General features: G+C 70.4%; 24 protein-coding genes. 17 read left to right on the forward strand and 7 right to left on the reverse strand.

The features are described 5' to 3' along the window. Positions 1-122: 122 nt before the first annotated feature. Positions 123-596 (reverse strand): nuclear transport factor 2 family protein, encoded by a 474-nt coding sequence (locus tag ACWENQ_RS26955; protein ID WP_452416755.1) that lies wholly within the window; start codon positions 594-596, stop codon positions 123-125. Between the two features lie 61 nt (positions 597-657). Here ACWENQ_RS26955 and ACWENQ_RS26960 point away from each other — a divergent pair, with 61 nt between their 5' ends. Continuing rightward, positions 658-1,425 (forward strand): aminotransferase class IV, encoded by a 768-nt coding sequence (locus ACWENQ_RS26960; RefSeq protein ID WP_452416757.1) that lies wholly within the window; start codon positions 658-660, stop codon positions 1,423-1,425. A gap of 22 nt (positions 1,426-1,447) precedes the next feature. Here the strand turns inward: ACWENQ_RS26960 and proS are convergent, their stop codons facing one another. Continuing rightward, positions 1,448-2,887, reverse strand: coding sequence for a proline--tRNA ligase (proS, locus tag ACWENQ_RS26965; RefSeq protein WP_452416758.1), 1,440 nt, complete (start codon positions 2,885-2,887; stop codon positions 1,448-1,450). Between the two features lie 88 nt (positions 2,888-2,975). After that, the gene (locus tag ACWENQ_RS26970) at positions 2,976-3,824 is read right to left on the reverse strand and encodes an endo alpha-1,4 polygalactosaminidase (protein WP_452416760.1); all 849 of its coding nucleotides are present in this window, start codon (positions 3,822-3,824) and stop codon (positions 2,976-2,978) included. Between the two features lie 217 nt (positions 3,825-4,041). Here ACWENQ_RS26970 and ACWENQ_RS26975 point away from each other — a divergent pair, with 217 nt between their 5' ends. Together ACWENQ_RS26975 and ACWENQ_RS26980 are read left to right on the forward strand one after the other, a co-directional pair. Further along, positions 4,042-5,343, forward strand: coding sequence for a family 4 glycosyl hydrolase (locus tag ACWENQ_RS26975; RefSeq protein WP_452416762.1), 1,302 nt, complete (start codon positions 4,042-4,044; stop codon positions 5,341-5,343). Positions 5,344-5,404: 61 nt separating this feature from the next. After that, complete coding sequence (locus ACWENQ_RS26980) at positions 5,405-6,193, forward strand: DeoR/GlpR family DNA-binding transcription regulator (protein WP_449925864.1); 789 nt, start codon at positions 5,405-5,407, stop codon at positions 6,191-6,193. 46 nt (positions 6,194-6,239) lie between these two features. Here ACWENQ_RS26980 and melA read toward each other — a convergent pair whose 3' ends face one another. Beyond that, complete coding sequence (gene melA, locus ACWENQ_RS26985; protein WP_452416763.1) at positions 6,240-7,544, reverse strand: alpha-galactosidase; 1,305 nt, start codon at positions 7,542-7,544, stop codon at positions 6,240-6,242. Continuing rightward, on the reverse strand, positions 7,541-8,491 hold the full coding sequence (locus tag ACWENQ_RS26990) for a carbohydrate kinase family protein (RefSeq protein ID WP_452416764.1): 951 nt from the start codon (positions 8,489-8,491) through the stop codon (positions 7,541-7,543). Before ACWENQ_RS26990 ends, melA begins: the two co-directional genes overlap by 4 nt. A gap of 150 nt (positions 8,492-8,641) precedes the next feature. On the opposite strand from ACWENQ_RS26990, the gene ACWENQ_RS26995 reads away from it, so the two are divergent. From ACWENQ_RS26995 to ACWENQ_RS27035, 9 genes are all read left to right on the forward strand, one after another. Next, positions 8,642-9,490 carry a carbohydrate ABC transporter permease gene (locus ACWENQ_RS26995; RefSeq protein WP_449925856.1) on the forward strand — a complete coding sequence of 283 codons (849 nt, stop codon included), beginning with the start codon at positions 8,642-8,644 and terminating at the stop codon, positions 9,488-9,490. An 11-nt stretch (positions 9,491-9,501) separates the two neighbouring features. Continuing rightward, positions 9,502-10,365 (forward strand): carbohydrate ABC transporter permease, encoded by an 864-nt coding sequence (locus ACWENQ_RS27000; protein ID WP_449925853.1) that lies wholly within the window; start codon positions 9,502-9,504, stop codon positions 10,363-10,365. 12 nt (positions 10,366-10,377) lie between these two features. Continuing rightward, positions 10,378-11,691, forward strand: coding sequence for an ABC transporter substrate-binding protein (locus ACWENQ_RS27005; RefSeq protein ID WP_452416765.1), 1,314 nt, complete (start codon positions 10,378-10,380; stop codon positions 11,689-11,691). A 219-nt stretch (positions 11,692-11,910) separates the two neighbouring features. After that, positions 11,911-13,740 carry an ABC transporter substrate-binding protein gene (locus ACWENQ_RS27010; protein WP_354920919.1) on the forward strand — a complete coding sequence of 610 codons (1,830 nt, stop codon included), beginning with the start codon at positions 11,911-11,913 and terminating at the stop codon, positions 13,738-13,740. Positions 13,741-13,743: 3 nt separating this feature from the next. Further along, the gene (locus ACWENQ_RS27015; protein WP_354920922.1) at positions 13,744-14,751 is read left to right on the forward strand and encodes an ABC transporter permease; all 1,008 of its coding nucleotides are present in this window, start codon (positions 13,744-13,746) and stop codon (positions 14,749-14,751) included. Continuing rightward, positions 14,748-15,644, forward strand: a complete 897-nt coding sequence (locus ACWENQ_RS27020) for an ABC transporter permease (RefSeq protein ID WP_354920925.1) — start codon at positions 14,748-14,750, stop codon at positions 15,642-15,644. The genes ACWENQ_RS27015 and ACWENQ_RS27020 overlap by 4 nt, the downstream gene beginning before the upstream one ends. 6 nt (positions 15,645-15,650) lie before the next feature. After that, positions 15,651-16,637 (forward strand): ABC transporter ATP-binding protein, encoded by a 987-nt coding sequence (locus tag ACWENQ_RS27025; protein ID WP_452416767.1) that lies wholly within the window; start codon positions 15,651-15,653, stop codon positions 16,635-16,637. After that, positions 16,634-17,644: an ABC transporter ATP-binding protein gene (locus ACWENQ_RS27030; protein WP_449925842.1), complete on the forward strand. Its 1,011-nt coding sequence runs from the start codon at positions 16,634-16,636 to the stop codon at positions 17,642-17,644. Before ACWENQ_RS27025 ends, ACWENQ_RS27030 begins: the two co-directional genes overlap by 4 nt. Continuing rightward, positions 17,641-18,462: a GNAT family N-acetyltransferase gene (locus tag ACWENQ_RS27035; protein WP_449925839.1), complete on the forward strand. Its 822-nt coding sequence runs from the start codon at positions 17,641-17,643 to the stop codon at positions 18,460-18,462. Before ACWENQ_RS27030 ends, ACWENQ_RS27035 begins: the two co-directional genes overlap by 4 nt. Before the next feature lie 2 nt (positions 18,463-18,464). On the opposite strand, the gene ACWENQ_RS27040 is transcribed toward ACWENQ_RS27035, so the two are convergent. Beyond that, a complete protein-coding gene (locus tag ACWENQ_RS27040; RefSeq protein ID WP_354920937.1) occupies positions 18,465-19,544 on the reverse strand; it encodes an exo-beta-N-acetylmuramidase NamZ family protein in 1,080 nt (359 codons plus the stop codon). Between the two features lie 48 nt (positions 19,545-19,592). On the opposite strand from ACWENQ_RS27040, the gene murQ reads away from it, so the two are divergent. Genes murQ through ACWENQ_RS27055 form a run of 3 tightly spaced genes read left to right on the forward strand, consistent with a single transcriptional unit; the run spans position 19,593 to position 23,414 of the window. Beyond that, positions 19,593-20,495, forward strand: coding sequence for an N-acetylmuramic acid 6-phosphate etherase (murQ, locus tag ACWENQ_RS27045; RefSeq protein WP_449925834.1), 903 nt, complete (start codon positions 19,593-19,595; stop codon positions 20,493-20,495). Further along, positions 20,485-21,510, forward strand: coding sequence for a serine hydrolase domain-containing protein (locus ACWENQ_RS27050; protein ID WP_449925831.1), 1,026 nt, complete (start codon positions 20,485-20,487; stop codon positions 21,508-21,510). Before murQ ends, ACWENQ_RS27050 begins: the two co-directional genes overlap by 11 nt. Beyond that, positions 21,507-23,414, forward strand: coding sequence for a S9 family peptidase (locus tag ACWENQ_RS27055; protein ID WP_452416768.1), 1,908 nt, complete (start codon positions 21,507-21,509; stop codon positions 23,412-23,414). Before ACWENQ_RS27050 ends, ACWENQ_RS27055 begins: the two co-directional genes overlap by 4 nt. Positions 23,415-23,498: 84 nt before the next feature. On the opposite strand, the gene ACWENQ_RS27060 is transcribed toward ACWENQ_RS27055, so the two are convergent. Then, positions 23,499-25,031 (reverse strand): hypothetical protein, encoded by a 1,533-nt coding sequence (locus ACWENQ_RS27060; protein WP_452416770.1) that lies wholly within the window; start codon positions 25,029-25,031, stop codon positions 23,499-23,501. Between the two features lie 274 nt (positions 25,032-25,305). Between ACWENQ_RS27060 and ACWENQ_RS27065 the strand changes: the two genes are divergently transcribed. Further along, on the forward strand, positions 25,306-25,461 hold the full coding sequence (locus tag ACWENQ_RS27065) for a hypothetical protein (protein WP_452416771.1): 156 nt from the start codon (positions 25,306-25,308) through the stop codon (positions 25,459-25,461). Between the two features lie 188 nt (positions 25,462-25,649). Next, on the forward strand, positions 25,650-26,275 hold a 626-nt coding region (locus tag ACWENQ_RS27070; protein WP_452416772.1), incomplete at its 3' end, for a hypothetical protein.

The raw sequence follows: 26,275 nt of genomic DNA on the forward strand, positions 1-26,275 counted from the left end.
CGAGGAGTCCCGCGTCCGGCAGCCCCTCTCGTACGGCAAGCCCCCGAGAGGCCACCGCGGTCACGGGGCGGGGCCCGTCCATCACGCCGCTCCGGCGTGCGGGGCGGGCCGCCGCGACGTTGTCAGCCGATCGTGCGCCAGGTCTGTTCCTCCACCAGTTCCCTGCTGCGCCATCCCGCGGCGGTGCGGACCATGCGGTGGTGATACCAGCCGCCGCCCTGGCACACCCCCTTGGCCCCGGCGGCCAGCATCGTCCTCGAGGGCGCCAGCGTGTCGGTGAACGGCGCCAGCACCACGGCCTCGGTGCCCGCCGCCGTACCAGCCGCGGCATCGGCGTCGCCGTCCGCGGCGGTGAAGTCGATGACCGGCGCCCCGACCAGGTGCAGCCGTCCGGGCCACGGCGCCAGCGCCGCGGCCAGCCAGGCGCTGACCTCCTCCAGCCCGCCCGCGATCCCGCCCGCCGACCGGTAGTCGATCACGGCGTCGGCGGTGAACACCTCCGCGAGCCGGTCCCACTCCCCGGCGTCGACGGCCCTGGCGTAGCGGGCGAGCAGCCCGGCGATCTCCAGCCGGTCGGCGACCTCACGTTCGTCCATGCCCGGATCTAACCAAACGCTTGCTACACACGACAGTCCCGGCCGCCCGTAAGCTGGTCGGGTGATCACCGTCATCGACGGCCGGGTCGCCGGGCCCGAGGCCGGCCTGCCGCTCCTGGCCCGCTACGGCCACTTCACCGCCATGCAGGTGCGCGACCGGCGCACCCGCGGCCTCGACCTGCACCTGGCCCGCCTGAGGGCGGCCAACCGCGAGCTGTTCGGCCTCGACCTCGACACCGCGCTCGTCATCGACTCGATCAGGACCGCGCTCGGCGACGACCTCACCGACGCCAGCGTCCGCGTCTACGTCCAGGCGGCCGACGCCGACGACCGCCCGCACGTGTTCGTCACCGCCCGCCCGCCCATCGCGGTCGCCACCACGCCGCGCAGCGTCAGACCCGTCGGCTACCAGCGCTTCCTTCCGCACATCAAGCACCTGGGCGGCCTCCCCCAGGCGTACTACGGAAGCCGGCTCCACGCCGAGGGCTACGACGAGGGCCTGCTCACCGGTCCCGACGGCCTGATCTCCGAAGGCCTGATCACCAACCTCGGCTGCTTCGACGGGACCGCGGTCATCTGGCCCGACGCGCCGATGCTGCACGGCATCACCATGCAGCTGATGGAGCGCGCGCTGGAGCCGGCCGGCATCCCGCAGGAGCGCCGCCCCGTCAGGGTCGCCGACCTGCCCGCCTACGAGGCGGTCTTCCTCACCAACTCCCACGGCGTGGTCATGGTCGGCCGGCTCGAGGAGGCCGCCCTCAAGCTCGACGAGGCGTTCGCCGCCCGGCTGCTCGCCCTGTACGAGGACGTCGCCTGGGACACGATCTGACCATGACCCGCCGGGGCAGGGCTCAGTAGGAGCGGCCGAAGACGACCCGCTTGCCGTAGGCGGAGGGTTCCCCGCAGCGCACGCAGGTCCCGGTCTCGGCCGCGCCGTCGAGCGGAACGCAGCGTGGGGTGGCGGCGGTGCGCGCCTTGATGTCGTCCTCGCACGAGGGTTTGCCACAGTGCAGCGCCAGCGCCCACCCCGAGCCGACCGCGGCGGCGAAGGACTCCCACGTGCCGACCGGCGTGGTGCGCTCGTCGCGGAACGCGGTGGCCCGGCGCAGCAGGAACTCCTGGAACTCCGCGAGGATCCCCCGCATGCTCGCGGGCACGGCGGCCAGCGGGAGCGACTGCTTGCCCTCCTCGCCCAGCCTCCTGGCCATGACCACGGTGTCCGACTCCAGGTCGCGGGGGCCCAGTTCGAGGCGGATCGGCACCCCGCGCAGCTCCCAGTCGTTGAACCGGAAGCCCGGCGAGAGCTGGGCGCGGTCGTCGACGTGGGCGCGCACACCGGCCGCCGTCAGCCGCGCCGCGAGGTCACGGGCGGCCGCCAGCGTCCGCTCCCCCTGCTCCCCGCGGCCGATCGGGACGATGACGACCTGGTACGGCGCGAGCCTGGGCGGCAGCACCAGCCCCTTGTCGTCGCCGTGCGTCATGATGACGCCGCCGATCATCCGGGTGGACATGCCCCACGACGTCGTGTGGCACAGCTCGAGGCGGCCGGCCGCGGAGGTGTAGTGGATGTCGAAGGCCGCGGCGAAGTTGGTGCCCATGTAGTGGGAGGTGCCGGCCTGCAGCGCCTTGCCGTCGCGCATCATGCCCTCGATGGTGAAGGTGCGCACCGCTCCGGCGAACCGTTCGCCCGCGGTCTTCTCGCCCGCCACCACGGGGATGGCGGCGATGTCCCGCGCCACCTCGGTGTAGAGGTCGAGGGCGAGCATCGTCTCCCGCATCGCGTCGGCCGCGTCGGCGTGCGCGGTGTGGCCCTCCTGCCACAGGAACTCGGTGGTGCGCAGGAACATGCGGGGCCGCAGCTCCCAGCGCACGACGTTCGCCCACTGGTTCAGCAGCAGCGGAAGGTCACGGTGCGAGGAGATCCACCTGGCCATCATCTCGCCGATGACGGTCTCCGAGGTGGGGCGCACGACCAGCGGCTCCTCGAGCTCCTTGCCACCGGCGTGGGTGACGACGGCGAGTTCCGGCGAGAAGCCCTCGACGTGCTGGGCCTCGCGCCGCAGGTAGCTCTCGGGGATCAGCAGCGGGAAGTAGGCGTTCTCGTGGCCGGTGTCCTTGATCCGCCGGTCGAGCTCGCCCTGGAGCAGCTCCCACAGGCGGTAGCCGTACGGTCGGATGACCATGGTGCCCTTCGCCGGGCCCCGGTCGACGAGCTGTGCCTTGGCGACCAGCTCGTTGTACCAGGCCGAGAAGTCCTCACTCTGCGGGGTCACCCCATGGTCGTCTGCCATGCCGGAAGGATAGCGACGCGTGTCGGTCCGCTCACCCGGTTTATCGGCCGAGGGGCGGCCCTCGATCGCCCCCCGGCCAGGGCGTGCCTCAGCGGCAGGCCACCCGGTACGCGTCCAGCTCGTACTTCTTGCGCAGGGAGTTGAAGTTCTGCGCGTTCGACCTGGCGCAGAAGGCCTTGGCGGCCAGCTCGTACTCCACGGTGAACACCGCCTTGCCCGCCCGGACGAACTGGTCGTAGCCGTAGCCGCCGTTCTGCGCGGTGGTGCACTCGTCGTACTGCCAGCACTGCTCGTTCAGCGCCCAGTCGAAGTACGGCAGCAGCTGCGGGATCTGCGCGATGTCGTTCTTCAGGCCCGCCGACAGCCCGCGCGCGTGGGCCTCGTTGGCCAGCCAGGCGTTGTACTCGATCTGGTGGGCGGCGGTCAGCGGGAAGCCGCTGTCGTTGGTGTAGGCGTCGAGGTTGTCGAACTCGACCGCGTCGAAGCCCTTCGCCTTGCACATGTCCAGGCGCGACCGCATGATCGTGCCGAGCTCGCCCTCGTACTGCCTGATGTCCAGCCAGCGTTCACCGGGCCACTCGTCGAGGTTGGCGCCGAGGATCGCGGCGGGGAAGCGGCCGGCGTCGGGCCGCCAGTCCTCGTAGGTGCCGGCGCTGACGTAGCAGACGACCTTGCGGCCGGCCCTGGTCTCGTGCAGCCGCCGGACGGTCGCCGCGGTGGCGTTGAACCCGTCGATGTCGTACATCGTGACGTTCAGGAACGGCTCCTTCGGCACCGACGACAGCTGCCACTGCCAGCTGGTGTCGAGCGCCGGCTTCCAGCAGCCCGGGCAGGGGGTCGGGGTCGGCGCGGTGGTGCCCGCCTCGGCGGAGGCGGGGACGACGAGGCAGGCCGCCCAGGTGAGCAGGACGGCGATCAGGGTTTTCCACGCTCTCATGCTTGTCCTCGCAGATGATCGGCAAGGGCGCACGGGATGCTGTTCCTCACTCCGCTCATGCGGCCAGGCCCACGGCACGCAGGCGGTGGCGCGGCCCGGGGGAAGGGCGGGGTGCCCACGCCAGCACATGCCTAGAGTTGCCCATGTCGGCCGGAATTTCAACAACTTCGCGCACAAGAGCGTCGTGGAATACTGGTCGCCCAGGTAGGAGGTGCGGATGTCGCGGATCGTCTTCGTCGGGGCGGGCAGCGTCGAGCTGACCCGCAAGATCCTGTCCGACCTCTTCCTGTCCGAGCCGCTGCGCGGCGAGCTCGACATCGTCCTGCACGACGAGGACCCCGCCCGGCTGGCCACCGCCGAGGCCCTCGCCAGGGCGCTGGACGCGGAGGCGGGCGCGGGGGCGCGCGTCAGCGCCCACGCCGACCGGCGCCGGGCGCTCGACGGCGCCGACCACGTGGTCGCCACCATCGAGGTGGGCGGCTTCGAGGCCACGCTGCGCGACTTCCAGATCCCCCACCGCTACGGCCTGCGCCAGACCATCGGCGACACCATCGGCATCGGCGGCATCTTCCGCGGCCTGCGCACCATTCCGGCCGCCGTCGAGCTGGGCCGTGAGATGGCCGCGCTGTGCCCCGACGCCTGGCTGCTCAGCCACACCGACCCGATGGCGATGACCGGGTGGGCGATGCACGAGGCGACGGGCTTCACCAGGTTCGCCGGGGTCTGCCACGCGGTCTGCGACACCCACGCCTACCTGGCCGACCTCGTGGGCCGCGACCTCGACGAGCTGACCCTGCGCAGCGCCGGCGTCAACCACCAGTCGTTCGTGCTCGTCTTCGCCGACGACGCCGGCCGGTGCCTCTACTCCGACCTGGACGCCGCGCTTGCCGCCGACCCCGAGCTGAAGAGCCACGTGCGGGTGGAGATGTACCGCCGTTTCGGTTTCTTCCCCACCGAGTCCAGCGAGCACGCCGCCGAGTACGTGCCGTGGATCATGCGCCACGCGGAGGAGACCTCGAGACTCGGCGTGCCGGTCGAGGAGTACCTGCGCAGGGCCGGCATGAGCTTGCACGTCTACGAGGAGACCAGGCGGGCGCTGGCGGCGGGCCGGCCGCTGCTCATCAGATGGCAGCACCAGGAGCCGGCGGCGGCGGCGCTGCTGGCCATGCTGACCGGGCGGGAGAAGCTCGTCCACGTCAACGTCCGCAACGGCGGGCTGATCGGCAACCTGCCGGAGGAGGCGTGCGTGGAGGTGCCGGCGGTGGTCGACGCGACGGGGATCCGTCCGCAACCGGTCGGCGAGCTGCCGATCCAGCTCGCCGCGCTCAACCGCACCTTCCTCAACGTGGTGGAGCTGACCGTGCGGGCGGTGCTCGACGGCGACCGGCGCCACGTCCTGCACGCGGCGATGCTCGACCCGAACACCGCGGCGACGCTCCCGCTGCCGGCCATCGAGGCGCTGTGCGAGGAACTGCTGGCCGCTCACGGCGAGCTGCTGCCCGAGGCGGTGCGCGGATGAGCCGGCCGGTCCGGCGGGGCCGGCCTGGGCGGGCGGCCGCCAGGCCGTGGGAGGTGCGCCGGTGAAGGAGCCGATGCCGACGGAGGTGCGCCGCGAGCGCATGCTCGGCCTGCTGCGCGAGCAGGACTTCGCCAGGGTCAACGAGCTGGCCGAGGCGTTCGGCGTCTCCGGCGTGACCGTCCGCGCCGACCTCGACGCGCTGGAGGAGCAGGGCAAGGTGCGCAGGGTCCGCGGCGGCGCGGTCGCCGCGGGGCCCACCCTCACCGAACCGTCGTTCGAGATGTCGCTCGGCGCCGCCGCCGTGGAGAAGGGCCTGATCGCCAAGGCCGCCGCCCGCCTGATCAGCTCGGGCGAGAGCGTGCTGATGGGCGCGGGCACCACGACCGCCTACGTGGCCAGGGAGCTGGTGGCCCGCGCCGACCTGACCGAGGTGACGGTCTTCACCAACGGCCTGCGCACGGCGCTGGAGCTGGAGCCCGCCATCCCCCGCTTCTCCGTGGTGGTCACCGGCGGCAGCCTGCGCCGCCAGCAGCACTCCCTCGTCGACCCGATGGCGGGCCGGCTCCTCGAGGGCATCAGGGCCGGCACGGTGTTCCTCGGCTGCGGCGGCGTCCACGCCGACAGCGGCTTCACCAACGTCAACCTGCCGGACGCCGAGATGAAGCAGCGCATGCTGCGGTCGGCCACCAGGCGCGTCATGGTGGCCGACTCCACCAAGCTCGGCAGGATCGAGCTGGCCCCCATCTGCCTGCTGCCGGAGGTCGACCTGCTCATCACCGGCGAGTCGGCCGACCCCGCCGAGGTGGCGCGGCTGCGCGAGCGGGGGCTGGAGGTCCAGCTCGCCGGTTAGGCCGCCGACGTGGCCCGCAGCAGGGGCTGGAGGTCCGGCTCGCCGGTCAGATCGCCGGCCTGACCCGCAGCGGCTCGGGCAGCAGGTCGCCGTGGGCGGCGGTCAGCTCGTCGCACATGCGCCAGATGTCGTCCAGCGACAGGGTGGCCGAGGCGTTCGGATCGACCATGACGGCGTGCCGTACGTGCTCGGGCCTGCCCTCCTCGGCCGCACGGACGGTCAGCTCGTTGACGCTGACGTAGGCGCGGTTGAGCGCCGCGCACTGCGGCGGCAGCGCGCCCACGCGGGTGGGTCGCACGCCGGTGCCGTCGACCGCGCACGGCACCTCGACCACGCAGCCGCCGGGCAGGTTGGAGATCAGCCCGTCGTTGACCACGTTGCCGTAGACGACGCGCGGCGTGCCGGTGACCATGCTGTGGACGATCTGCGGCGCGTACTCGTCGGTGCCGGCGATCTCCAGCTCCACCCCGTGCCGGACGGCGTCGCGGGTGCGCCTGTACTCGCGCACGTTCTCCTCGCTGACCCTCAGGTACTCGCCGACGGGGATGCGCAGCCGCTCGATCTCGCCGCCGTGGCGCAGCAGCCACGGCACGTACTCGGCCGAGTGCTCGCTGGTCTCGGTCGGGTAGTGGCCCAGGCGCCGGTACATCTCCACCCGGACCCTGCGCCGCAGCTCGGCGTCGGCGTCGATGCGGGCGTCGAGCCTGCCGTACAGGTCCTCGCCGTCGCGTTCGAAGCCGAGCACCCAGGCCTGGTGGTTGACGCCCGCCGCCCGGTAGGAGACCTCCTCGTACGGCACGCCGACCAGCTCGGCCAGCCCGCGCATCGTCCAGTAGACCGAGTGGCACAGCCCGACGACGTTGCGCACCCGGCTGGACAGGTACCACACGTTCATGGCCATCGGGTTGGTGTAGTTCATCAGCAGCGCGTCGGGGCAGACGGCGGCCATGTCGGCGGCCAGCGCGTCGAGCACGGGGAAGGTGCGCAGCGCGCGGAAGACGCCGCCGACGCCGATGGTGTCGGCGATGGTCTGGCGCAGGCCGTAGCGGGCGGGGATCTCGAAGTCGGTGACGGTGGCGTCGTGCCCGCCGACCTGGATCATGTTGATGACGAAGTCGGCGCCGTCGAGGGCGGCCCTGCGGTCGAGGGTCGCGGTGATGCGCGGCCTGGCGCCCCTCGCGGCCGCGATGCGGTGGGCGACGGCCTCGGCGACCTCGAGCCGCTCGGGGTCGATGTCGTGCAGCGCCAGGTGGAGGGACGACAGCTCGGGGTGGCGCAGGAGGTCGGCCAGCAGTCCCTGGGTGAAGACGACGCTTCCCGCGCCCACGAACACGATCTTGGGGTTTCTCATGAGGTGGCTTCCTCCCAGGTCGGTTGCGCCGCGGTGCCCCCCGCGGCTCGGGTGGACAGGGTGCCCGCCCTGACTGCCAGGCGCAGACAGTCCTCCAGCGGCAGCCCGTTGAGCCTGGCGGCCAGGAATCCGGCGTTGAAGCTGTCGCCCGCGCCCACCGCGTCGGCGAAGGTGGGAGCGGGCGCGGCGGCGACCCGCAGGGCGCCGTCGGGCGTCCAGGCCAGCGCGCCGTCGGCACCGCACTTCACGACCGGGAGCGTCCCCGTCGCGGCCAGGACGCGCGCTGCGGCCGGCACGTCGTGGCCGACGGGACCGGCGCTATCGGCGTGGCCGGCGGGACCGGCGCTGCCGGCGATCGCGACGGCCTCTGCGTCGTTGGGGAGCAGCACGTCGGTGAGGGGGATGACCCGCTCCAGCCCCTCCCACCGGCCGGCCGGGTCGTCGTTGGTGTCGAGGGAGGTGCCGAGGCCGAGCTCGCGTGCCGTCGCGAACAGCGCGGCGACGTCCAGCCCGGGTTGCAGGAAGAAGGAGGAGACGTGCGCGTGGGCGGCCCTGGCGAGCACCGATGGCGGGACCTGCCACGGGTCGGACAGGCAGCCGGGCGCGGTCAGGATCGCCCGGTCGGCGCCGCGCACGAGCACCACGGTGAGCGCGGTGGGCCTGGCGGGGTCGACGACGCAGGCGGAGACGTCCACCCCGTGCCTGGCGAGGGTGTCGAGCACGAAGTCGCCGGCGGCGTCGGCGCCGACCCGGCCGGCGAAGGCGGTGCGCAGGCCGAGCCTGGCCGCCCCGCAGGCGGTGATCGCGCCCGATCCGCCGAGGACCAGCTCCCCCGTGTCGACCAGCTGCTCGCGCTGCCCGAAGGCGAGCGTGGACGGTGTTCCCGCCACGATCACGTCGGGGTTGGCGTCTCCCACGACGAGCAGGTCGAAATCTGTTGTGGCCATGGGCAGGAACGGTCCCAGCGCCTTCGATGACTTGTCAAGTCTTTCAAAATAGGAATCGAAGCGAAGGTATTGACAAGTTTTCGCAAGTTCCCAAGAGTTGGCCCCGTGTCCACACTCTCGCTGCCGAACCGAGGGCGCGACGACAGACGGGTGGCTCTGCTCTTCCTCGCCCCCGCGCTGGTCGGCTTCGGCGTCTTCTACGTGTATCCGGCCCTGCTCGGCGCCTGGTACTCGATGACGGACTGGAACCTGTTGTCCGAGCCCGCCTTCGTGGGCGCCGACAACTTCGTGACGCTCCTTCACGACTCGCTGTTCTGGAACTCGCTCAAGGTCACCGGCTACTACGTCGTGCTGACGATCAGCGTCCAGCTGCTCGGCGGCCTGTTCCTGGCCGCGCTCATGCACCGGCTGACCCGCTCGGTCGTGCTGCGCTCGCTGCTCGTGGTGCCCTGGCTGGTGCCGAACGTGACGGTGGGCCTGCTCTGGATGTGGCTGCTGGACGCCAACCTCGGCTTCTTCAACCACCTGCTGACCGGCATGGGGCTGGACAACCAGGGCTTCCTGACCTCGCCCGAGCTGGCCATGCCGAGCGTGTCCATGATCAACGCCTGGACCTCGACCGGCTACACCGCCCTGCTGCTGTACGCCGGGATGTGCCTGGTGCCCAAGCAGGTCTACGAGGCCGCCGCGCTCGACGGCGCCGGCGAGCTGCGCACCTTCTTCAGGGTCACGCTGCCGCTCATGCGGCCGATCCTGGCGTTCGTGCTGGTCGTGTCACTGATCGGGTCGTTCCAGCTGTTCGACACCGTCGCCGTGACCACCAAGGGCGGCCCCGTCAACGCCACCAGAGTCGTCTACTACTACATCTACGAGCAGGCCTTCACCCACTTCAAGATGGGCTACGCCTCGGCGATGGCCCTCACGCTGGTGCTCATCCTCGGCGTGCTGACCTTCGTCCAGATGCGCATGCTCCGCGCCTCGACCTCGGACCTCGCGTGATGGGATCCCGCATGAGAAGACTCCTCGCGTGGGCATGCCTCGCCCTGGCCATCCTGATCACACTCTTCCCCTTCTACTGGATGCTGCGCACCGCCATCACCCCCGGCAGGGAACTGGCCGCCGACAACCTCGGGCTGCTGCCCGAGCATCCGACCCTGGTCAACTTCGAGCGCGTGCTCGGCCTGGCCTCCCGCGAGGAGACCAGGGCGGCCGGCGGCTCGGGCGCCAACCTCGACTTCTTCCTCTACCTGCGCAACTCCCTGGTCTACACCGGCCTGATCACGGTGGTGCAGACGCTTTTCTGCGCGATGGCCGGCTACGCCTTCGCCAGGCTCCGCTTCCCCTTCAGGAACGCGCTGTTCGGGCTGTTCGTCGCCGCCCTGATGGTGCCGCCGATCTTCACGCTGCTGCCCGGCTTCGCCGTGGTCAAGCAGCTGGGCTGGCTCAACACCGTCCAGGGCCTGGTCGCGCCCAGCCTGTTGATGACCCCTTTCGCGGTCTTCTTCCTGCGGCAGTTCTTCCTCGGCTTCCCCCGCGAGGTGGAGCAGGCCGCGACGATCGACGGCGCGGGCAGGTGGACGCTGTTCTGGCGGGTGGTGCTCCCCATGACCAGGGGTCCGCTGCTCACCCTCGCCCTGACCACCGCGGTCTGGGCCTGGAACGACTACCTGTGGCCGCTGCTGGTCGCGCCGGGCGAGGAGACGCGCGTGCTGACCGCCGCGCTCGGCATCTTCCTCAAGCAGTCGCCCAACACCGCGCCCGACTGGACCGGCCTGATGGCCGGCTCGGCGCTGTCGGTGATCCCCGTCCTGTTGCTGCTGGTCTTCTTCGGCCGCCGCCTCGTGGACTCCATCCAGTTCAGCGGACTCAAATAGGAGAGTTTCCCCATGAGAAGAGCGGCGGCGCTGGCCGTCCTGTTGCTGACGGCCGCCTGCGGCACCTCCGGGCAGCAGGACGGCGGGAACGTCACACTCACCTACGGCCTGTGGGACGACGTCCAGCAGGGCGCCTACCAGAAGTGCGCGGACGCCTTCCAGCAGGCCAACCCCGGCATCACGATCAAGATCCAGCAGAGCGCCTGGGACCAGTACTGGCAGAACCTCACCACCCAGATGGTCTCCGGCGAGGCCCCCGACGTGATCACCATGCAGGCCTCCTACTACCCGCAGTTCGTCAAGAACGGCCAGCTGCTCGACATCGAGCCGATGGTGCGGGCCGACAAGGTGGACCTGTCGCAGTACCGCGCGGGCCTGGCCGAGCTGTGGGTCAAGGACGGCAAGCGGTACGGCCTGCCCAAGGACTGGGACACGATGGCCGTCGTCTACAACGTCGAGCAGGCCGGGAAGGCGGGCGTCGACCTCAAGGACCTCACCTGGAACCCCGCCGACGGCGGCACCTTCGAGAAGGCGATCGCCCGGCTCACCGTCGACTCGGCCGGCAGGCGCGGTGACGAGCCCGGGTTCGACAAGGGCAAGGTGGCCGTCCACGGCTACGTCCCGGAGCTGCGCGACGGCGCGCTCGGCCAGAACGGCTGGGGCGACCTGGCCGTCTCCAACGGCTTCGGCTTCATCGACAAGAACCCGTTCGGCACCAGGTACTTCTACGACGACCCGAAGCTCGCCGAGACCGTCGAGTGGTTCAAGCGCCTGGCCGACAAGGGCTACACCGCCTCCTACGACAAGACCAGCTCGCTGGGCCCGGACGCCGTTCTCGCCTCGGGCAAGGCCGCGCTGGGCATCACCGGCTCCTGGATGATCAACACCTATCTGGCGGACGGGAAGTTCGCCTTCGCCCCGCTGCCGGAGGGCCCCCAGGGTCGGAAGTCGTCCTTCAACGGCCTGGCCGACGTCATCTACGCCGGCACCCAGCACCAGGAGGCGGCCTGGAAGTGGGTGAAGTTCCTGGGCTCGACCGGCTGCCAGGACCTGGTGGGCGACAGCGCCGTGGTCTTCCCCGCCATCTCGTCCTCTGCCGAGCGGGCGATGAAGGCGCACGAGAAGGCGGGGCGTGACGTGTCGGCCTTCACCTCCGTCGCCGACGCCGAGGACGGCACCTTCCTGCTGCCGGTCAGCGACCACGGCGACGAGATCGGGCAGATCGTGCAGACGGCGCTGGAGGAGGTCTGGCTGGGGCAGAAGGATGCCGCCACCGCGCTGACCGCCGCCAACGCGCGCGTCAACGAACTCTTTGGAAGCCGTTGACCAGCGGATACACTACGGGGGTCCCGGCGCGTGCCCTGCGCGCCGCGCGGCCCCCACCCCCCTTGTGACGCCCTTTTTCCAGCATGGCGGGTGATGAAGGAAAGTTACATTCACCTCACAACTGCTGGAGATTATTGACGCATCCGCGGGCTGACCATAGGGTCCGGACAATCCCCGATCTATACCGGACCCATCGATAAGCCCCCCACGGAGCGGTACATGAAGCGACTAGCAGCCGTAGTGGCGCTGCTCGGTCTCGCCACGACGACGGCGTGCAGCAGCACCGACAACAAGTCCGCGGGCGGTGGTGGGAGCGCCGGCGGCGGCCTCTTCACCACGATCGACGTGAACAGGCCTGGCATCGACGCGAGCGCCCCTGCCAACCCTTACAACCCCAAGGGCAACGCCTTCCCGGGCTACACCACGATGAAGATCGGGTGGGTCGTCAACCACCTGACCGACCCCAACAAGGCGCTGCCCGGCATGGCGGCCAGTTGGGAGATCGCCCCGGACAACTCCTCCATCACGCTCAAGCTGCAGCCGAACGCCAAGTGGTCCGACGGCAAGCCGGTCACCGCCGAAGACGTGAAGCTCTCCATCGCCCTCGCCTACACCCAGGGCAGCACGGCCTTCGCCGTCACCCCCGGCGCGGCCGGCGCGGCGGCCGAGGTCACGGTCGTCGACGAGAAGACCATCAAGATCACGCAGGACCCCGAGAACCCCAGCCCCAAGTTCGCGCGCGGCGTGCTCGACACCACTGTGCTGCCCGCCCACGTGTGGAGCAGCGCGGTGCCCGCCACCATCTGGGACACGATCAAGACCGCCCGCGGTGACGGCCCCGAAGCGGAGAAGGCCCGCGAGGAGATCACCGCGCTGGGCGAGAAGGTGATCGCCTTCGCTCCGCCGACCGACGTCGCGGGCGGGCCGTTCGTGCTGTCGCGGGTCAACCCCGGCGAGGCGCTGCTGGTCAAGAACAAGCACTTCTTCAACGCCGCCAACGTGGCGCCCGACCAGGTGAAGTTCCTCAACTACACCGGCAACGAGCAGATCTGGAACTACCTCACCCAGGGCAAGCTCGACCACTCCGGCTTCGTCGCCGCTCCGACCGACGTGATGAACCGGATCAAGGCCGCGCCGGGCAGCGAGGTCATCAAGGGCTACTCCCCCGTGGCCGTGGGCATGGCCTTCAACCAGGCCAAGAAGCCCTACGACAACGTGCACGTCCGCAAGGGCCTGGCCTACCTGATCGACCGCGAGCAGGTCACCAAGGTCGCCTCGCCCGAGGGCGGCACCGCGGCGACCACCATCACCGGCATCCACCAGAAGGCCGCCAACGCCTGGATCCCCGAGACGCTGCCCAAGCTGGAGCCGTACAAGGTCGACCCGGCCAAGGCCGAGGAGGAGTTCAAGGCCGCCGGCCTGACCAAGAAGGACGGCAAGTGGACGCTGGCCGACGGCACGCCGTGGAAGGTCTCCATGCACGCGCCGGCCGGCTTCTCCGACTGGCTGTCGGCCCAGGAGAACATCAAGAGCCAGCTCATCAAGGCCGGGATCGACGCCGAGGTGGTCACCACCGCCGACTACCCGGTCTACCTGGAGGAGCTGGCGGCAGGTAAGTACGACGTCGGCTTCTGGCTGATGGCGCTCGGCCCCGCGCCGTACGACATCTTCCAGCGCCTCTACGGCGCCTCCAACGGCTGGGCCAACGTCGGCGGCAAGGTCAAGCACTCCGCCCCCGGCGAGGCCGGCAACTGGATGGGCAGCCCCGAGGAGACCGAGGTCGACGGCACCAAGGTCAACCCCGGCGAGCTCACCGGCAAGCTGAACTCGGTCGGCCCCGAGGAGGCCAAGCCGATCATGGCGCAGCTGGCCACGGCCGCCAACCAGGACCTCCCGGTCATCCAGCTGTGGGACTACATCAACAACCAGTTCGTCAACAACAGCCGCTTCACCGGCTGGCCGCACGACGACGAGGTCCTGCGTCTCGGACAGGGCGTCCTTCCCTCTGGTGTCTGGATCCAGCAGGGTCTGGTCAAGAAGAAGCAGTAGCACATGACGGTTATCGCTCGGCGACTCGCGGGCCACCTGGCCCGCGGGATCGTCATGATCCTCGTGGTCGCCTCGATCAGCTTCTTCATCGTCAACAACATCCCCGGCGACCCCGTCGCCGCCCGTTACGAGAAGCTCGTCGAGGGGGGCATGTCGCCGGAGGCGGCCATGCAGGCCACCAAGGTGATGTACGGCTTCCTGCCCTCGGGCACGATGTGGGAGCAGTACGTCGACTACATGGGCGGCCTGCTCCGCTTCGACCTCGGCGTCTCGGTCACCAGGCCGGGGACGCCCGTCCTCGACGTCCTGACGGACGCGGCCAAGTGGACCGTTCTACCGGTGCTGCTCGGCACCCTGCTCAGCTTCCTGGTCGGGGTGATCCTGGGCGTGTACGCGGCCATCAAGCGCACCGGCAAGCTGGGTGACGCGCTGGCCATCTCCGGCTCGCTGCTGCACGGCATCCCGCAGTACGTGCTGGCGATGCTGCTGGTGGTCATCTTCGCGACGCTGATCCCGATCCTGCCGGCGGACGGCCCGGTGGACATCCTGTTCGAGCCCGGCTTCAACGCCGGCTACCTCGGCTCCCTGGCCGAACACGCCGTACTGCCGGTCGCGACCTACGCGCTGTCGGCCTACGGCGGCTGGATCCTGGCCATGAAGTCGAGCGTCGTCACGGTGCTCGGCGACGACTTCATCCTGGCCGCCGAACTACGCGGGATGAAGCGGTCGATCATCTTCAGGTACGTCGCGCGCAACGCGATCCTGCCGCTGTTCACGATCCTGGCGCTCTCGCTCGGTCTGCTGCTCGGCGGCGCGGTCTTCATCGAGAAGATCTTCAACTATCCGGGCCTCGGGTGGCTGCTCATCGACAGCATCACCCTGCGCGACTACGCCCTGATGGGCGGCGCGTTCCTGCTGATCACCGTGTCGGTCGTCGTGGCCAACATCGTGGCCGACCTGTTCTACACCGTGATCGACCCGCGGGTGCGCAGCGGGGAGGGGGGACGATGAGCGCCATCGTGCTGGAGAGCAGCACGGCGACCATCCGCCGCAACTTCTGGTACGGCGTCTGGCGCGTGATGAAGCGCAAGCCCAGCCGCATGGCCGGGGTGATCATCATCCTGGGCTTCGCGTTCATGGGCGTCTTCGGGCCGATGTTCTTCCCGAGCCCGCTGCCGGACAACCCCGACGCCATCACCCAGCCGCCGAGCTGGCAGCACTGGTTCGGCACCGACCCGCAGGGCAGGGACGTGCTCGCGCTGGTCATCACCGGCTCGCGCTACGTGCTGCTCAGCGCCGCGGTGACCGCCCTCATCACGGTGGTCTTCGGCACCGCGCTCGGCCTCTACTCCGGCTTCAGGCGGGGCCGCTGGGACACGGTGCTCATGCGGATCACCGACATGAAGCTCACCATTCCCGGCCTGCCGCTGCTGCTGGTGCTGGCGACGGTGTGGAAGTTCGGCAACCCGATCCAGATGGGGCTGGTGCTCGGCCTGCTCGGCTGGGGCGGTGTGGCGCGTGCCGTACGCGCGCAGACCCTTTCTCTGCGGGAGCGCGGCTTCATCGAGGCGGCGCGCGGCCTCGGCCTGTCCACCACGCACATCGTCAGCAAGGAGCTGCTGCCGAGCATGGCTCCCTACATCGCGATGAACATGCTCATCGCGGTGACCGGCGCCGTCTACGCGCAGGTCGGTCTGTTCTTCCTGGGCGTGCTCCCGTACGAGTCCGACAACTGGGGCGTCATGCTCAACCTCGCCGTCTTCCAGGCCGGCGCCATGATCACGCCGACCGCGCTCGGCTACCTGCTGGCGCCGCTGCTGGCGATCCTGCTGCTGACGCTCGGGATCGTGCTCGTGGTCGACGCCATGGACGAGATCTTCAACCCCCGGCTGCGCGAGGAGTAGTAGGAAGTGGCAAAGCAGGCGCCGGGCGTGCGCATCGACGGCCTCACGGTCGTCTACAAGACCTCGGCGGGCGAGCTGCCCGCCGTCAGGAACGTCAGCATGGAACTGCCCGCCGGCACGATCACCGGCATCGTCGGCGAATCCGGCTCCGGCAAGTCCACGCTGGCGTTCTCCCTGCTCAACGCGGTGCAGCCGCCCGGGCGGATCAGCGCGGGCAGCGTCGAGATCGACGACCTGGGCGACGTGGTCACCTTGGAGGGCGAGCGGCTGCGCAAGGCGCGCGGCGCCCACATCGGCTACGTCTTCCAGGCCGCGCAGAACTCGCTGAACCCGCTCAAGACCGTCGGCAAGCAGCTGCTCGACCTCGGCCGCTCCCACGGCGTCGAGGACCTGCGGGGCCTGGTGAAGGACGCCAAGGACCTGCTGGCCCGCATGGGCCTGGACGGCGCGCGGGTGCTCGACTCCCACCAGCACGAGCTGTCGGGCGGCATGCGCCAGCGCGTCGGCATCATGCTGGCGCTGGTGCTCAACGCCCACGTGGTCGTGCTCGACGAGCCCACCACCGCGCTCGACATGATCACCCAGGCGACGATCCTGCGGATCATCCGCGAGGTCCACGCCGAGCGCGGGCTGACCACCATGGTCATCACCCACGACATCGGCGTGGTGGCCGAGGTCGCCGACCGGCTGGCGGTCATGTACGGCGGGCGGCTGGTCGAGCAGGGCCCCACCCGCCAGGTGCTCGCCGACCCCCAGCACCCCTACACGCGCGGCCTGATCAAGGCCATCCCCCGCCTGACCGGCGACATCAACGAGGCGCAGGCCCTGCCAGGCCGGCCGCCCACGCTGGCCACCGTGCCGAAGGAGGGATGCGTGTTCAGGGAGCGCTGCGCCCTGCGCATGGACGTCTGCGAGACCGCCGACCCCGAGGCGCTGCCGCACGGGGACCGGATCGTCGCCTGCCACGCGGTCAAGGTGAAGGAAAACGCATGATCAGCGGCAAGGGCATCACCAAGACCTTCAAGCAGCGGGGAAGCGTCCTGTCGGGACGGACCGTGCAGGCCCTGCGCGGGGTCGACTTCGAGATCCCCAAGGGCGGCGCGGCCTCCTTCATCGGCGAGTCCGGCTGCGGCAAGACGACGCTCGGCAGGATCATCGCGGGACTGGAGAGCTACGACGACGGCCAGATCAGCATCGACGGCGTGGAGATGTCGTCGCTGAAGCCGAAGGCCAGGCAGCCGCACTTCCGCAAGATCCAGATGATCCACCAGGACCCCTACTCGGCGCTGAACCCGACCAGGACCATCCACCAGACGCTCCAGGCCCCGCTCGAGCTGCGCGCCAGGCAAACCGGCAGGCCGAAGTCGTGGATCGAGGCGCGCGCCGCCGAGGTGCTGTCCCTGGTCGGCCTGGACCCGGCCTCCGTGCTCGGCCGCTACCCGCACCAGCTGTCGGGCGGCATGCGCCAGCGCGTGGTCATCGCCCGCGCGCTGACCGTCGACCCCGAGATGCTCGTCGCCGACGAGGCCACCTCCATGATCGACGTGTCGCTCCGCCTCGGCATCCTGGCGCTGCTGAAGGACCTGCGGGAGAGCCTCGGGGTGAGCGTGCTGTTCATCACCCACGACGTGGCCACCGCCCGCTACATCGGCGACGACGGCGAGCTGTACGTCATCTACCGCGGCCAGGTCATCGAGCGCGGCCCGGTCGACACGATCATCGCCGACCCCGTCCACCCCTACACCCAGTCGCTGCTGTCGGCCATCCCCGTGCTGCACGGCCTGGAGGTGCCGGGCGCCGAGCCGGTGGTGCCGACCGAGTCGCTGGACGAGAGCCACCAGGACGCCGGCTGCCTGTTCGCCAGGCGCTGCCCGTTCAGGACGGCCGAGTGCGAGGCGAGCCGTCCCGTGCTCGGCATCACCGGCGACGTCCCGCAGCGGCACGCCTGCTTCCACCCCCAGCGGCGCAGCGTCGTGGCCACCCATGTGGAGCGCGGATGACAGGGCCGCGCGAGATCGCGCGCGCGGCGCTCACCTTCGACGCCGCCGAGGCTCCCGCCCTGGTCGACCGGCTCATGTCGCCGCCTCCCACCCGCAGGTGGAAGGCGCTGACCACCGACGGCGGCCTCGTCATGGTCTCGCTGTCGGAGCGCGACCCGACGATCGGGCACATCGACCTGCTGGCCGTCCACCCGGACGCCCAGGGCAAGGGACGCGGGCGCGAGCTGGTCGCCGCCGCCGAGACGTGGTTGCGTGCCGAGGGGGCGACGCAGGCGCGCTTCGCCGGCAACCCGCCGGCCTACGCCTGGCCCGGCATCGACGTGCGCTACACCGCCGCCGCGTGCCTGGCCGAGAGCGCCGGCTACGAGCGCTATCACGTCGCCTGGAACATGACCGCCCGGCTGCCCGTCGCCGCCGAGGAGGAGCCGCCGCTGCGGCCCGGCGTCGAACTGCACACCGCCGCCTCCGGCGAGGACCGCGCGCGCGTGGCCGCCTTCGCCGAGCGGGAGTGGAACGCGAACTGGGCCTGGGAGGCGGCCAACGCCACCGGCCTGCACTACGCCACGCTCGAGGGCGAGATCGTCGCCTTCGCGGCCTGGGGCGCCAGGCCGCTGTGGTTCGGCCCGATGGGCACCGCCCCCGCGGCGCGCGGTCTCGGCGTGGGCGGCAGGCTGCTGCGCCGCTGCCTGGCCGACCAGCACGCCGCGGGCCTGACCGAGACGCAGATCGGCTGGGTGGGCCCGCTCCGCTTCTACTCGCGCGCCGTGGGCGCGCGAGCAGAGCGGGTCTTCTGGCTCTACCGGCGCGATCTGCGTTGAGATCACCGGTAGAGCAGCTCACCCCGGGGGAGGGTGGGCTCCGGGCACAGCCCGCGCGGGTCCTGTCCTGCCTCCAGGCAGCGCCGCAGCGTGTCGGACCCCCACAGGTGGTCGAGGAAGTCGTTGGTCGCGAACTCCTCGGGATGCTGCGAGCGCGCCACGTGGATCAGCGACACCGCGGTGAACACCGGCCGGAACGCCCGCGGGTCGGTGACGTGCAGCTGCACCCCCCGGACGGCGGCACCGGCGTGCTTGCTGAAGGTCGGGGTGAACCACAGGTCGCGAAAGCGCACGCCCGGCAGTCCGAGCTCGTTGAGCGCCGGCGCGAACCTGTCGTCCAGGTACGGCGCGCCGACGAGCTCGAAGGGCCGGGTCGTGCCGCGCCCCTCCGACAGGTTCGTGCCCTCGACGAGCCCGGTGCCCGGATAGACGAGCGCGGTGTCGAGCGTGGGCATGTTCACCGATGGCATCACCCACGGCAGTCCCGTCTCTGCGAACGGCAGGTCCCTGTGCCAGCCCTCCATCGTGATCACCCGCACCTCGGGGTCGAGCAGCCGCGCCAGCTCTCCCACCGTCAGCCCGTGCCTGGCGGGAACGGCCGCGCCGCCCACGGGGCTGGCGAACGCCATGTCCAGCGGCGGGCCCTCCGCCACGGTCCCGCCGATCGGGTTGGGCCGGTCCAGCACGACGAAGCCGACACCGAGCCGCCTGGCCGACTCCATCAGATCCTTCATCGTCCAGACGTAGGTGTAGAAGCGCGCACCCACGTCGAACAGGTCGAACACCAGGGTGTCGACACCCGAGGCGGCCACCAGGCCGTCCAGCTCCGCCCCCGTCTTCTGGTAGGTGTCGTGGACGGGCAGGCCGTAACACTCTCCCCCGCCTTCGCTGAACCCGGCCTGCGCCGTGCCTCTGATGCCGTGTTCAGGGCTGAACAGGGCGGTCAGGCCGCGCAGGACTGTGGGCGTGGGAGTCAGATCGCTCAGCACTCCGGTCTGGTTGGTGATCAGGCCAAGCCGGTCGCCGGTCACGAGGCCTGGATCCATGGCCAGCCGTTCGGCTCCGGTACGTACGTAAGACATACCTGAAGCTTATTTGCATACGAGATGCCAAAGGTGGAAATTAGCGTCATGATTGATCGACTCCCCGAGCTGTCCACGGAGCAGAGCGATCCGCGCTACAGCCAGATCGACCGGCTGCCGACCTCGGAGATCGCCCAGTTGATGAACCAGGCGGACGCCACCGTGCCCGCCGCGGTCGGCGCGGCCCTGCCCGCCATCACCACCGCCATCGACGCGATCGCCACGCGCATGCAGGCCGGAGGCAGGCTGCTGTACGTCGGCGCGGGCACCTCCGGCCGCCTGGCCGTCCTCGACGCCTCGGAGTGCCCACCCACCTTCGGCACCGACCCCTCGCTCGTCCAGGGCGTCATCGCGGGCGGCCGGCCCGCGCTGACCAGGTCCGTGGAAGGCGCCGAGGACGACTTCCCCGCCGGCCAGCGGGCCCTGGCCGACCTCGACGTCGGCCGGCTCGACTCCGTCGTGGGCATCTCCGCCAGCGGGACGGCACCGTTCGTCCTCGGCGCCCTGGCCGAGGCCGGCCGGCGTGACGCCCTCACCGTGGCCCTCTCGTGCAACCACCAGACGCCCCTGTCAGCCGCCGCCGAGCACGCCATCGAGGTCGTCGTGGGACCCGAGGTCGTGACCGGCTCCACCAGGCTCAAAGCCGGCACCGCGCAGAAGCTGGTGCTCAACATGATCTCCACCATCTCGATGATCAAGCTGGGCCGCACCTACGGGAACAAGATGATCGAGATGTCCGCGATGAACACCAAGCTGGCCGGCCGCGCCGCCCGCATGGTCAGCGACATCACCGGCGCCGACCCCGAGGAGGCCAGGAAGGCGCTGGACGCCGCCGGCGGCCAGGCCAAGATCGCCGTCGTGATGATCGAGCACGGCGTCGACGCCGACGAGGCACAGGCGCTGCTGGAATCACACGGCTCCCGCCTGGAAGAGGTACGGCATGCTCGCTGACATCCTGGCCGCCGCCACCCCCTCCGTCGTACCCGCGGCCGTCGCGCTGATCGCCGTGGACGGTGAGATCGCCGACGCCGCGGCGGCAGGCGAGCTCGTCCGCTACACCGACTCCCAGGGCACGCTCGCCCCGGCCCGGCCCCCCGCCCGCCGCGACTCCGTCTTCGACCTCGCCTCGGTCAGCAAGATCTTCACCACCGCGGTGATCCTGTCCCTGGCCGCCGAAGGACGCCTCGACCTCGACGCGCCCGCCGCCACGTGGCTGCCCGACCACTACGGCCACCGCACCCACATCACCCCGCGCCACCTGCTCACCCACACCGCGGGACTCCAGCCCACCCACCGCGTCGACGACGTGCCCCCGGCCGACCGCCTCGACACCATCCTCGCCACCCCCATCACCTCGCCGGTCGGCGGACCCTACCTGTACACCGACGTCGGCATGATCACCGCCGGCCGGATCGCCGAGATCGCCGGCGACGCACCGCTCGACACCCTCGTCCGCGACCGGGTCACCACCCCGCTCGGCCTCGCCGACACCCGCTACCGCCCGATCGGCGCCCCCGGCGACCAGGCCGACCTCGCCCGCATCGCCAAGACCGAATGCCACCGCGCCCTCGGCGAGGTGCACGACGAGACCGCCCACTCCCTCGGCGGCGTCGCCGGGCACGCCGGCCTCTTCTCCACCGCCGACGACCTGCTCCGCTTCGGCGAGGCGCTGCGCCTCGGCGCCCTTCCCCTCACCGGCGAGATGACCCGCGAGCACCCCGTCCAGGACGCCCCCTTCCGCCACGGCCTCGGCGTCCGCATCGGCGACCCCGGCATCGTCGGCCCGCTCACCGACGCCTACGGGCACTCCGGGTTCACCGGCACCTCGCTGATCGTCGACCCGGCCCACCGGCTGACCGTCGTCCTGCTCACCAACGCCGTCCACCCGCTCCGCGGCCGCCCCGGCATCCGGGACCTCCGCAACGCCGTCGCCGCCGAGGCCCGGCAGATAGGGTCTCGGCCATGAAACCCGCAGATATCTCCCTTCTGCACACGCTCGGCACCCCGACCGTGTCCCCCGACGGCACCCACGCGGTCGTCGCCGTGACCCGGCCCGACCTCGACGCCGACGAATACCGCGGCGAGCTCTGGCTGGTGCCTACCGACGGCGGCGACCCACCCCGGCAGCTCACCGCCGGACGCAGGGACGCCGAACCCACCTACTCCCCCGACGGCCAGTGGCTCGCCTTCACCCGCGCCGAATCAGGCGGCCGCCCCCAGGTGCACGTCATGCCCACCGCGGGCGGTGAACCATGGAAGGTCACCGACCAGCCGCTGGGCGCCGGCAAACCCGTGTGGAGCCCCGACTCGCGCCGCATCGCGTTCGTCGCCCGCGTCCCCGAAGAGGGCCGGTACGGCGACGCCAAGCCGGACAAGGAACGGCCCCGGCGCATCACCACCCTGAAATACCGCCTGGACAACCTCGGCTTCTACACCGACCGGCGCTCCCACGTCTTCGTCACCGACCCCCACGCCTCCCGCACCGCCGTGCCGCCCGCCGTCCAGGTGACCGAAGGCGACTTCGACCACGACGCCCCGGCCTGGAGCCCCGACGGCACCCTGCTGGCCTTCAGCGCCGCTCGGCACGACACCCGCCACCACACCCACTACGCCGACATCTGGCTCGCCGGCCCCGACGGCACCGGACTCCGCCAGATCACCGACACCACCCTGTCGGCCGGCCAGCCGCGCTTCACCCCCGACGGCGCCACCGTCTGCTTCGTGGCCGCCGCGCCCGGCCCCACCGGCCGCACCCTCATCGCCGAGCATTACGGCGTCTGGTCCGTGCCCGCCGACGGCTCGGCCCCGCCCCGCCGCCTCACCGCCGCCGAGCCGTACCACCTGGCCAACAACGGCGTCATCGCCACCACCGGCGACGGCGTGCTGTTCCCCTCGGAGAACCGGGGCGCCTCCGACCTGCTGCTCGTGCCCTACGACGGCGCCGACCCCGAGATCCTGATCTCCGGCGCGCGCGAGGTCTACGCCCCCGCGCACGCCGCCGGCACCATCGTCGCCACCGTCGCCGACCAGACCAGCGCCGGCGAGCTCGTCGCCCTCCGCGACGGCAAGGAGATCACCCTCACCGCCTTCGCCGCCCTCACCCCGCTCCCCCTCGAAGAGATCACCACCGCCCCGCCCGACGGCTACCCCGTGCACGGCTGGATCGTCCGCCCCACCGGGGACGGCCCGCACCCCGTGCTGCTGATGATCCACGGTGGCCCCTTCACCCAGTACGGCTGGCACGTCTTCGACGAGGCCCAGGTCTACGCCGCCGCCGGATACGCGGTCGTCATGGGCAACCCGCGCGGTTCCTCCGGCTACGGCCAGGCCCACGGCAAGGCCGTCATCGGCGACGTCGGCGCCGTCTCGGCCACCGACCTGCTCGCCCTCCTCGACGCAGCCCTCGCCACCGGCGGCCTCGACAGCGGACGCGTCGGCGTGCTGGGCGGCTCGCACGGCGGCTACATGACCACGTGGCTGGCCGCCCACCACGGCGACCGGTTCCGGGCGGCGATCAGCGAGCGGGCCGTCAACGCGATCGACAGCTTCCACGGCTCCAGCGACATCGGCTGGGCGTTCGCGCTCGACCTCTACGGGGCCGACCCCGCCGGGTGGGCGGAGCTCAGCCCGCTCAGCCACGCGTCCGGCATCGACCTGCCGTTCCTGATCATCCACTCGGAGCACGACTGGCGGTGCCCCGTCGAGCAGGCGCAACGGCTGTTCGTGGCGCTGAAGCTGCGCGGGGTGGAGACCGAGATGCTGCTGTTCCCCGGCGAAGGGCACGAGATGTCGCGCTCGGGGCTGCCGTCCCACCGGGTGGCCCGCTTCGAGGCCATCCTCGACTGGTGGGAGCGCCACCTGACCGCCTAGCGACCCGGTGACCCCGGCCTGGTGCCCGGAACCCGAGCACCAGGCCCACCACCCCGCGTCCTTCACGTGGATGATGCGGTCGAGCTACATCAGCTGCGGGGTTCTCGGAGGCCGTACGGAGTGGTCGGCGGCAAGGCACTGCGGCATCTGGTCGATCAGGAACCGCCAGACGTTCTCGCCGTCAGCCCGCGTGAAGTAGGGGCCGCTGTTGGCGTAGTAGCCAAGCAGGCTCCACCCGACCCATCCTTGCGTGCGTGAAACCCACATGATGTGCGCCGGGCTGTCGTGACCGCTGTGACACAGCCCCAGGTAGTGTCCGATTTCATGGACCAGGGCGTACTCGAAGACCTTGAACGGTGAAACGTCGCGGTGGATGACCCCTGAGCCGCCGCTTCGATGGACGGTCACGCAGCAGGGATCGGTACGGTCAGGCGGCGTTGTACAGGTGGCGCCTTCGGCGATACTGCGGCCGCTGCAGGCGCCCAGCAGCTTGTCTGAGGTGTAGCGGAAGGCGCCGATGGCGACGATGATGCACTCCTCGGGAGAGCGCGGGCCGGGGTTCGTCGCGCGTAGCCCGGCGTTGCGAAGGTAGTCGCCGAGGTCGGTGTTCACGCTCACCCCGTTGGCTGCGAGTTCTACGCGGAACAGGTACTCGTCGCGTTCGGTGATGTCTCGGACGGCGTACTGGCCGAACTGCGGGAACCGTTCGCTGGAATTCCAGTTCAGGTCGACGCCGATGCGCTTGCACTTCTTGGTGGCGATGTTCGTCTTGTGGGCGACGACCCGATCTTTCATGGCGTAGACGCGGATGCGTCCCGTGGCGCCGTTGCTGTCGATGTATTTCCGCAGTTGAGAGCGGCGGATGGGTCCGGTGCCCTCGACGCCGTTCTCATCGACGAACTTGACGACGGTGCGGGCGGCGGGGCCGGTGAGGTTCCAGAGTTCGCAGGTGTCGCGATCGCTGAAGAGATGCGCCAGCGCGTACAGGTCGAGGGTGCCTTCGTGGTGCCATTCGGCGAGCTTGGCGTTGATGCTGTCAAGCCGCCACACGTAGTGTTCGGCCTTGAGCGGCAGTCCGTACGAGGCTCGGTCCAGGCCGATGTGCTCGCGGATCTTCTCCAGCGTCGGGAGGTCGCTGCTGAACTTCTGCTCGAGGCGCTGATCGATGAATCGGCGAAGGTGCTCACGGTCGCGGGCATCCAGCCACCCGCCCACGATGTAGCCGCCCGTCACTGTGCGTGTGAGGTCGACGCCGGCGTCGAGGGCATCGACCCCGAGATTGCCGAGATCGTTCACCAGTTTGCAGAAGTCGCCGCGCAGCACGTCTGCGACGATCGCTCCGCCGTCTCTCAGCAGGTCGGCTGCGTCTTCGACGAGGTCGGAAGCGTTGTTGACGAGGCCTCGGATGCCTCCTAGCACGACGTTGCTCGTATGACACAGCCAGCTGGGTCCGTTGGCGCATAGCCACCCGTTGGCGTCCCCCAGCCAACCGCCCGCGGTGTCCAGGACTTCGTCGACGGCCCCCTCGACGAGGTCGGTGGCGGTGTCGACGGCATCTTCGACCAGGCCGCCGGCCCCGGAGGCAACGTCGGAGACGGCGTCGGCAATGTCGCCCAATCCCCATCCCATAGGTCTCCCCGTTCTCTGTATTTGCCCGGCTGCCGTTTCGTTGTCGGTGACGACCCCGAACGTCAGCTGCTCGCTCGGCGCCCACCAAGCGGCAGCCTCAGGTCGGTGCCACCGCCGGAGGGCGGGAGGCGACCCCGCGCCCGTTCGTTACCGTGCTCGAAGTCGCCTCCAGTAGAGCTGTTCGAAAGAACTGCTGTCATGTCGCGAAATATCGGGACTTGACAGCCGGAGGGGAGATAGTCGTGGTCGCAGCGCACCGCCTGTGGCGATCGCCGAGCAGCTGCCGCCCAACGGCTACACGCCGCCGTTGACACCAACGGAGCTGGAGGCGTGCCGGCCCACGCCGACGGATGACGTCGCCGACCAGGTCTCCGTCTCCGCCCGCGATCTGCTGCGCGCCTTTTGGGGAACCGTATAGAACGAGGGCTCGACAAGCGCGACCGCACGCTCGCCTCTTGCCGCCAGAGCGACATTGACGCCTGGCATGCCCAGAACACCGAACATACCCGCAAACGGCTACGAGCCTTTCTCACCTGGGCCAAGAAGAGCCGTCAGTGCTCACGATCACTGTCTCTACCCCCGATGAAGATCTCCCGCCGAACCCCCATGACCGAGAACGAGCGCCTCGCTGCCCTCCGTCGCCTGCTCATCGATGCTGACGTTCCCCAACTTCTGCGTGTCGCTGGCATCATCGTGCTCCTCTACGCGCAACCCCTTACGCGGGTCGTCCGGCTCACCACCGACGACCTGCTCCGCGACGGAGAAGCCCTTCTCCTACGGCTCGGAGAGCCGCCCTCGCCCGTCCCCGAACCGGTCGCATCCCTGCTCCTGGCCTACATCGAGGACCGCGACAACATGAACACCGCCACCAACCGCGCCTCTCGCTGGATGTTCCCTGGCCGCCGAGCAGGCCAGCCCTGCCGCCCCGACCATTTGTCTGCGCTTCTCAGAGAGATCGGCATCCCAGCGGCCGCCGGCCGCGGCGCCGCCGTCCGGCAGCAACTCCTGGAGATGCCTGCCCCTGTCGTCGCCGACGCCCTCGGCTACCACGACAAGACCACCGCCCGGCTCCTTCGGGAAAGCGGTGGAGCATGGAGCCGCTACGCCGCAGGAGATCACGGAACGTCACCATCAACCCCTACGGGAATGACAACTCGCGAGAGTTCAATAGGCGAGCCAGTAAAGCGCCTGCTATCAGGGAAGATCCGAGCGCTGTCGTTGGCCACGAAGTT

The organism is Nonomuraea sp. NPDC004354 (assembly GCF_053602555.1).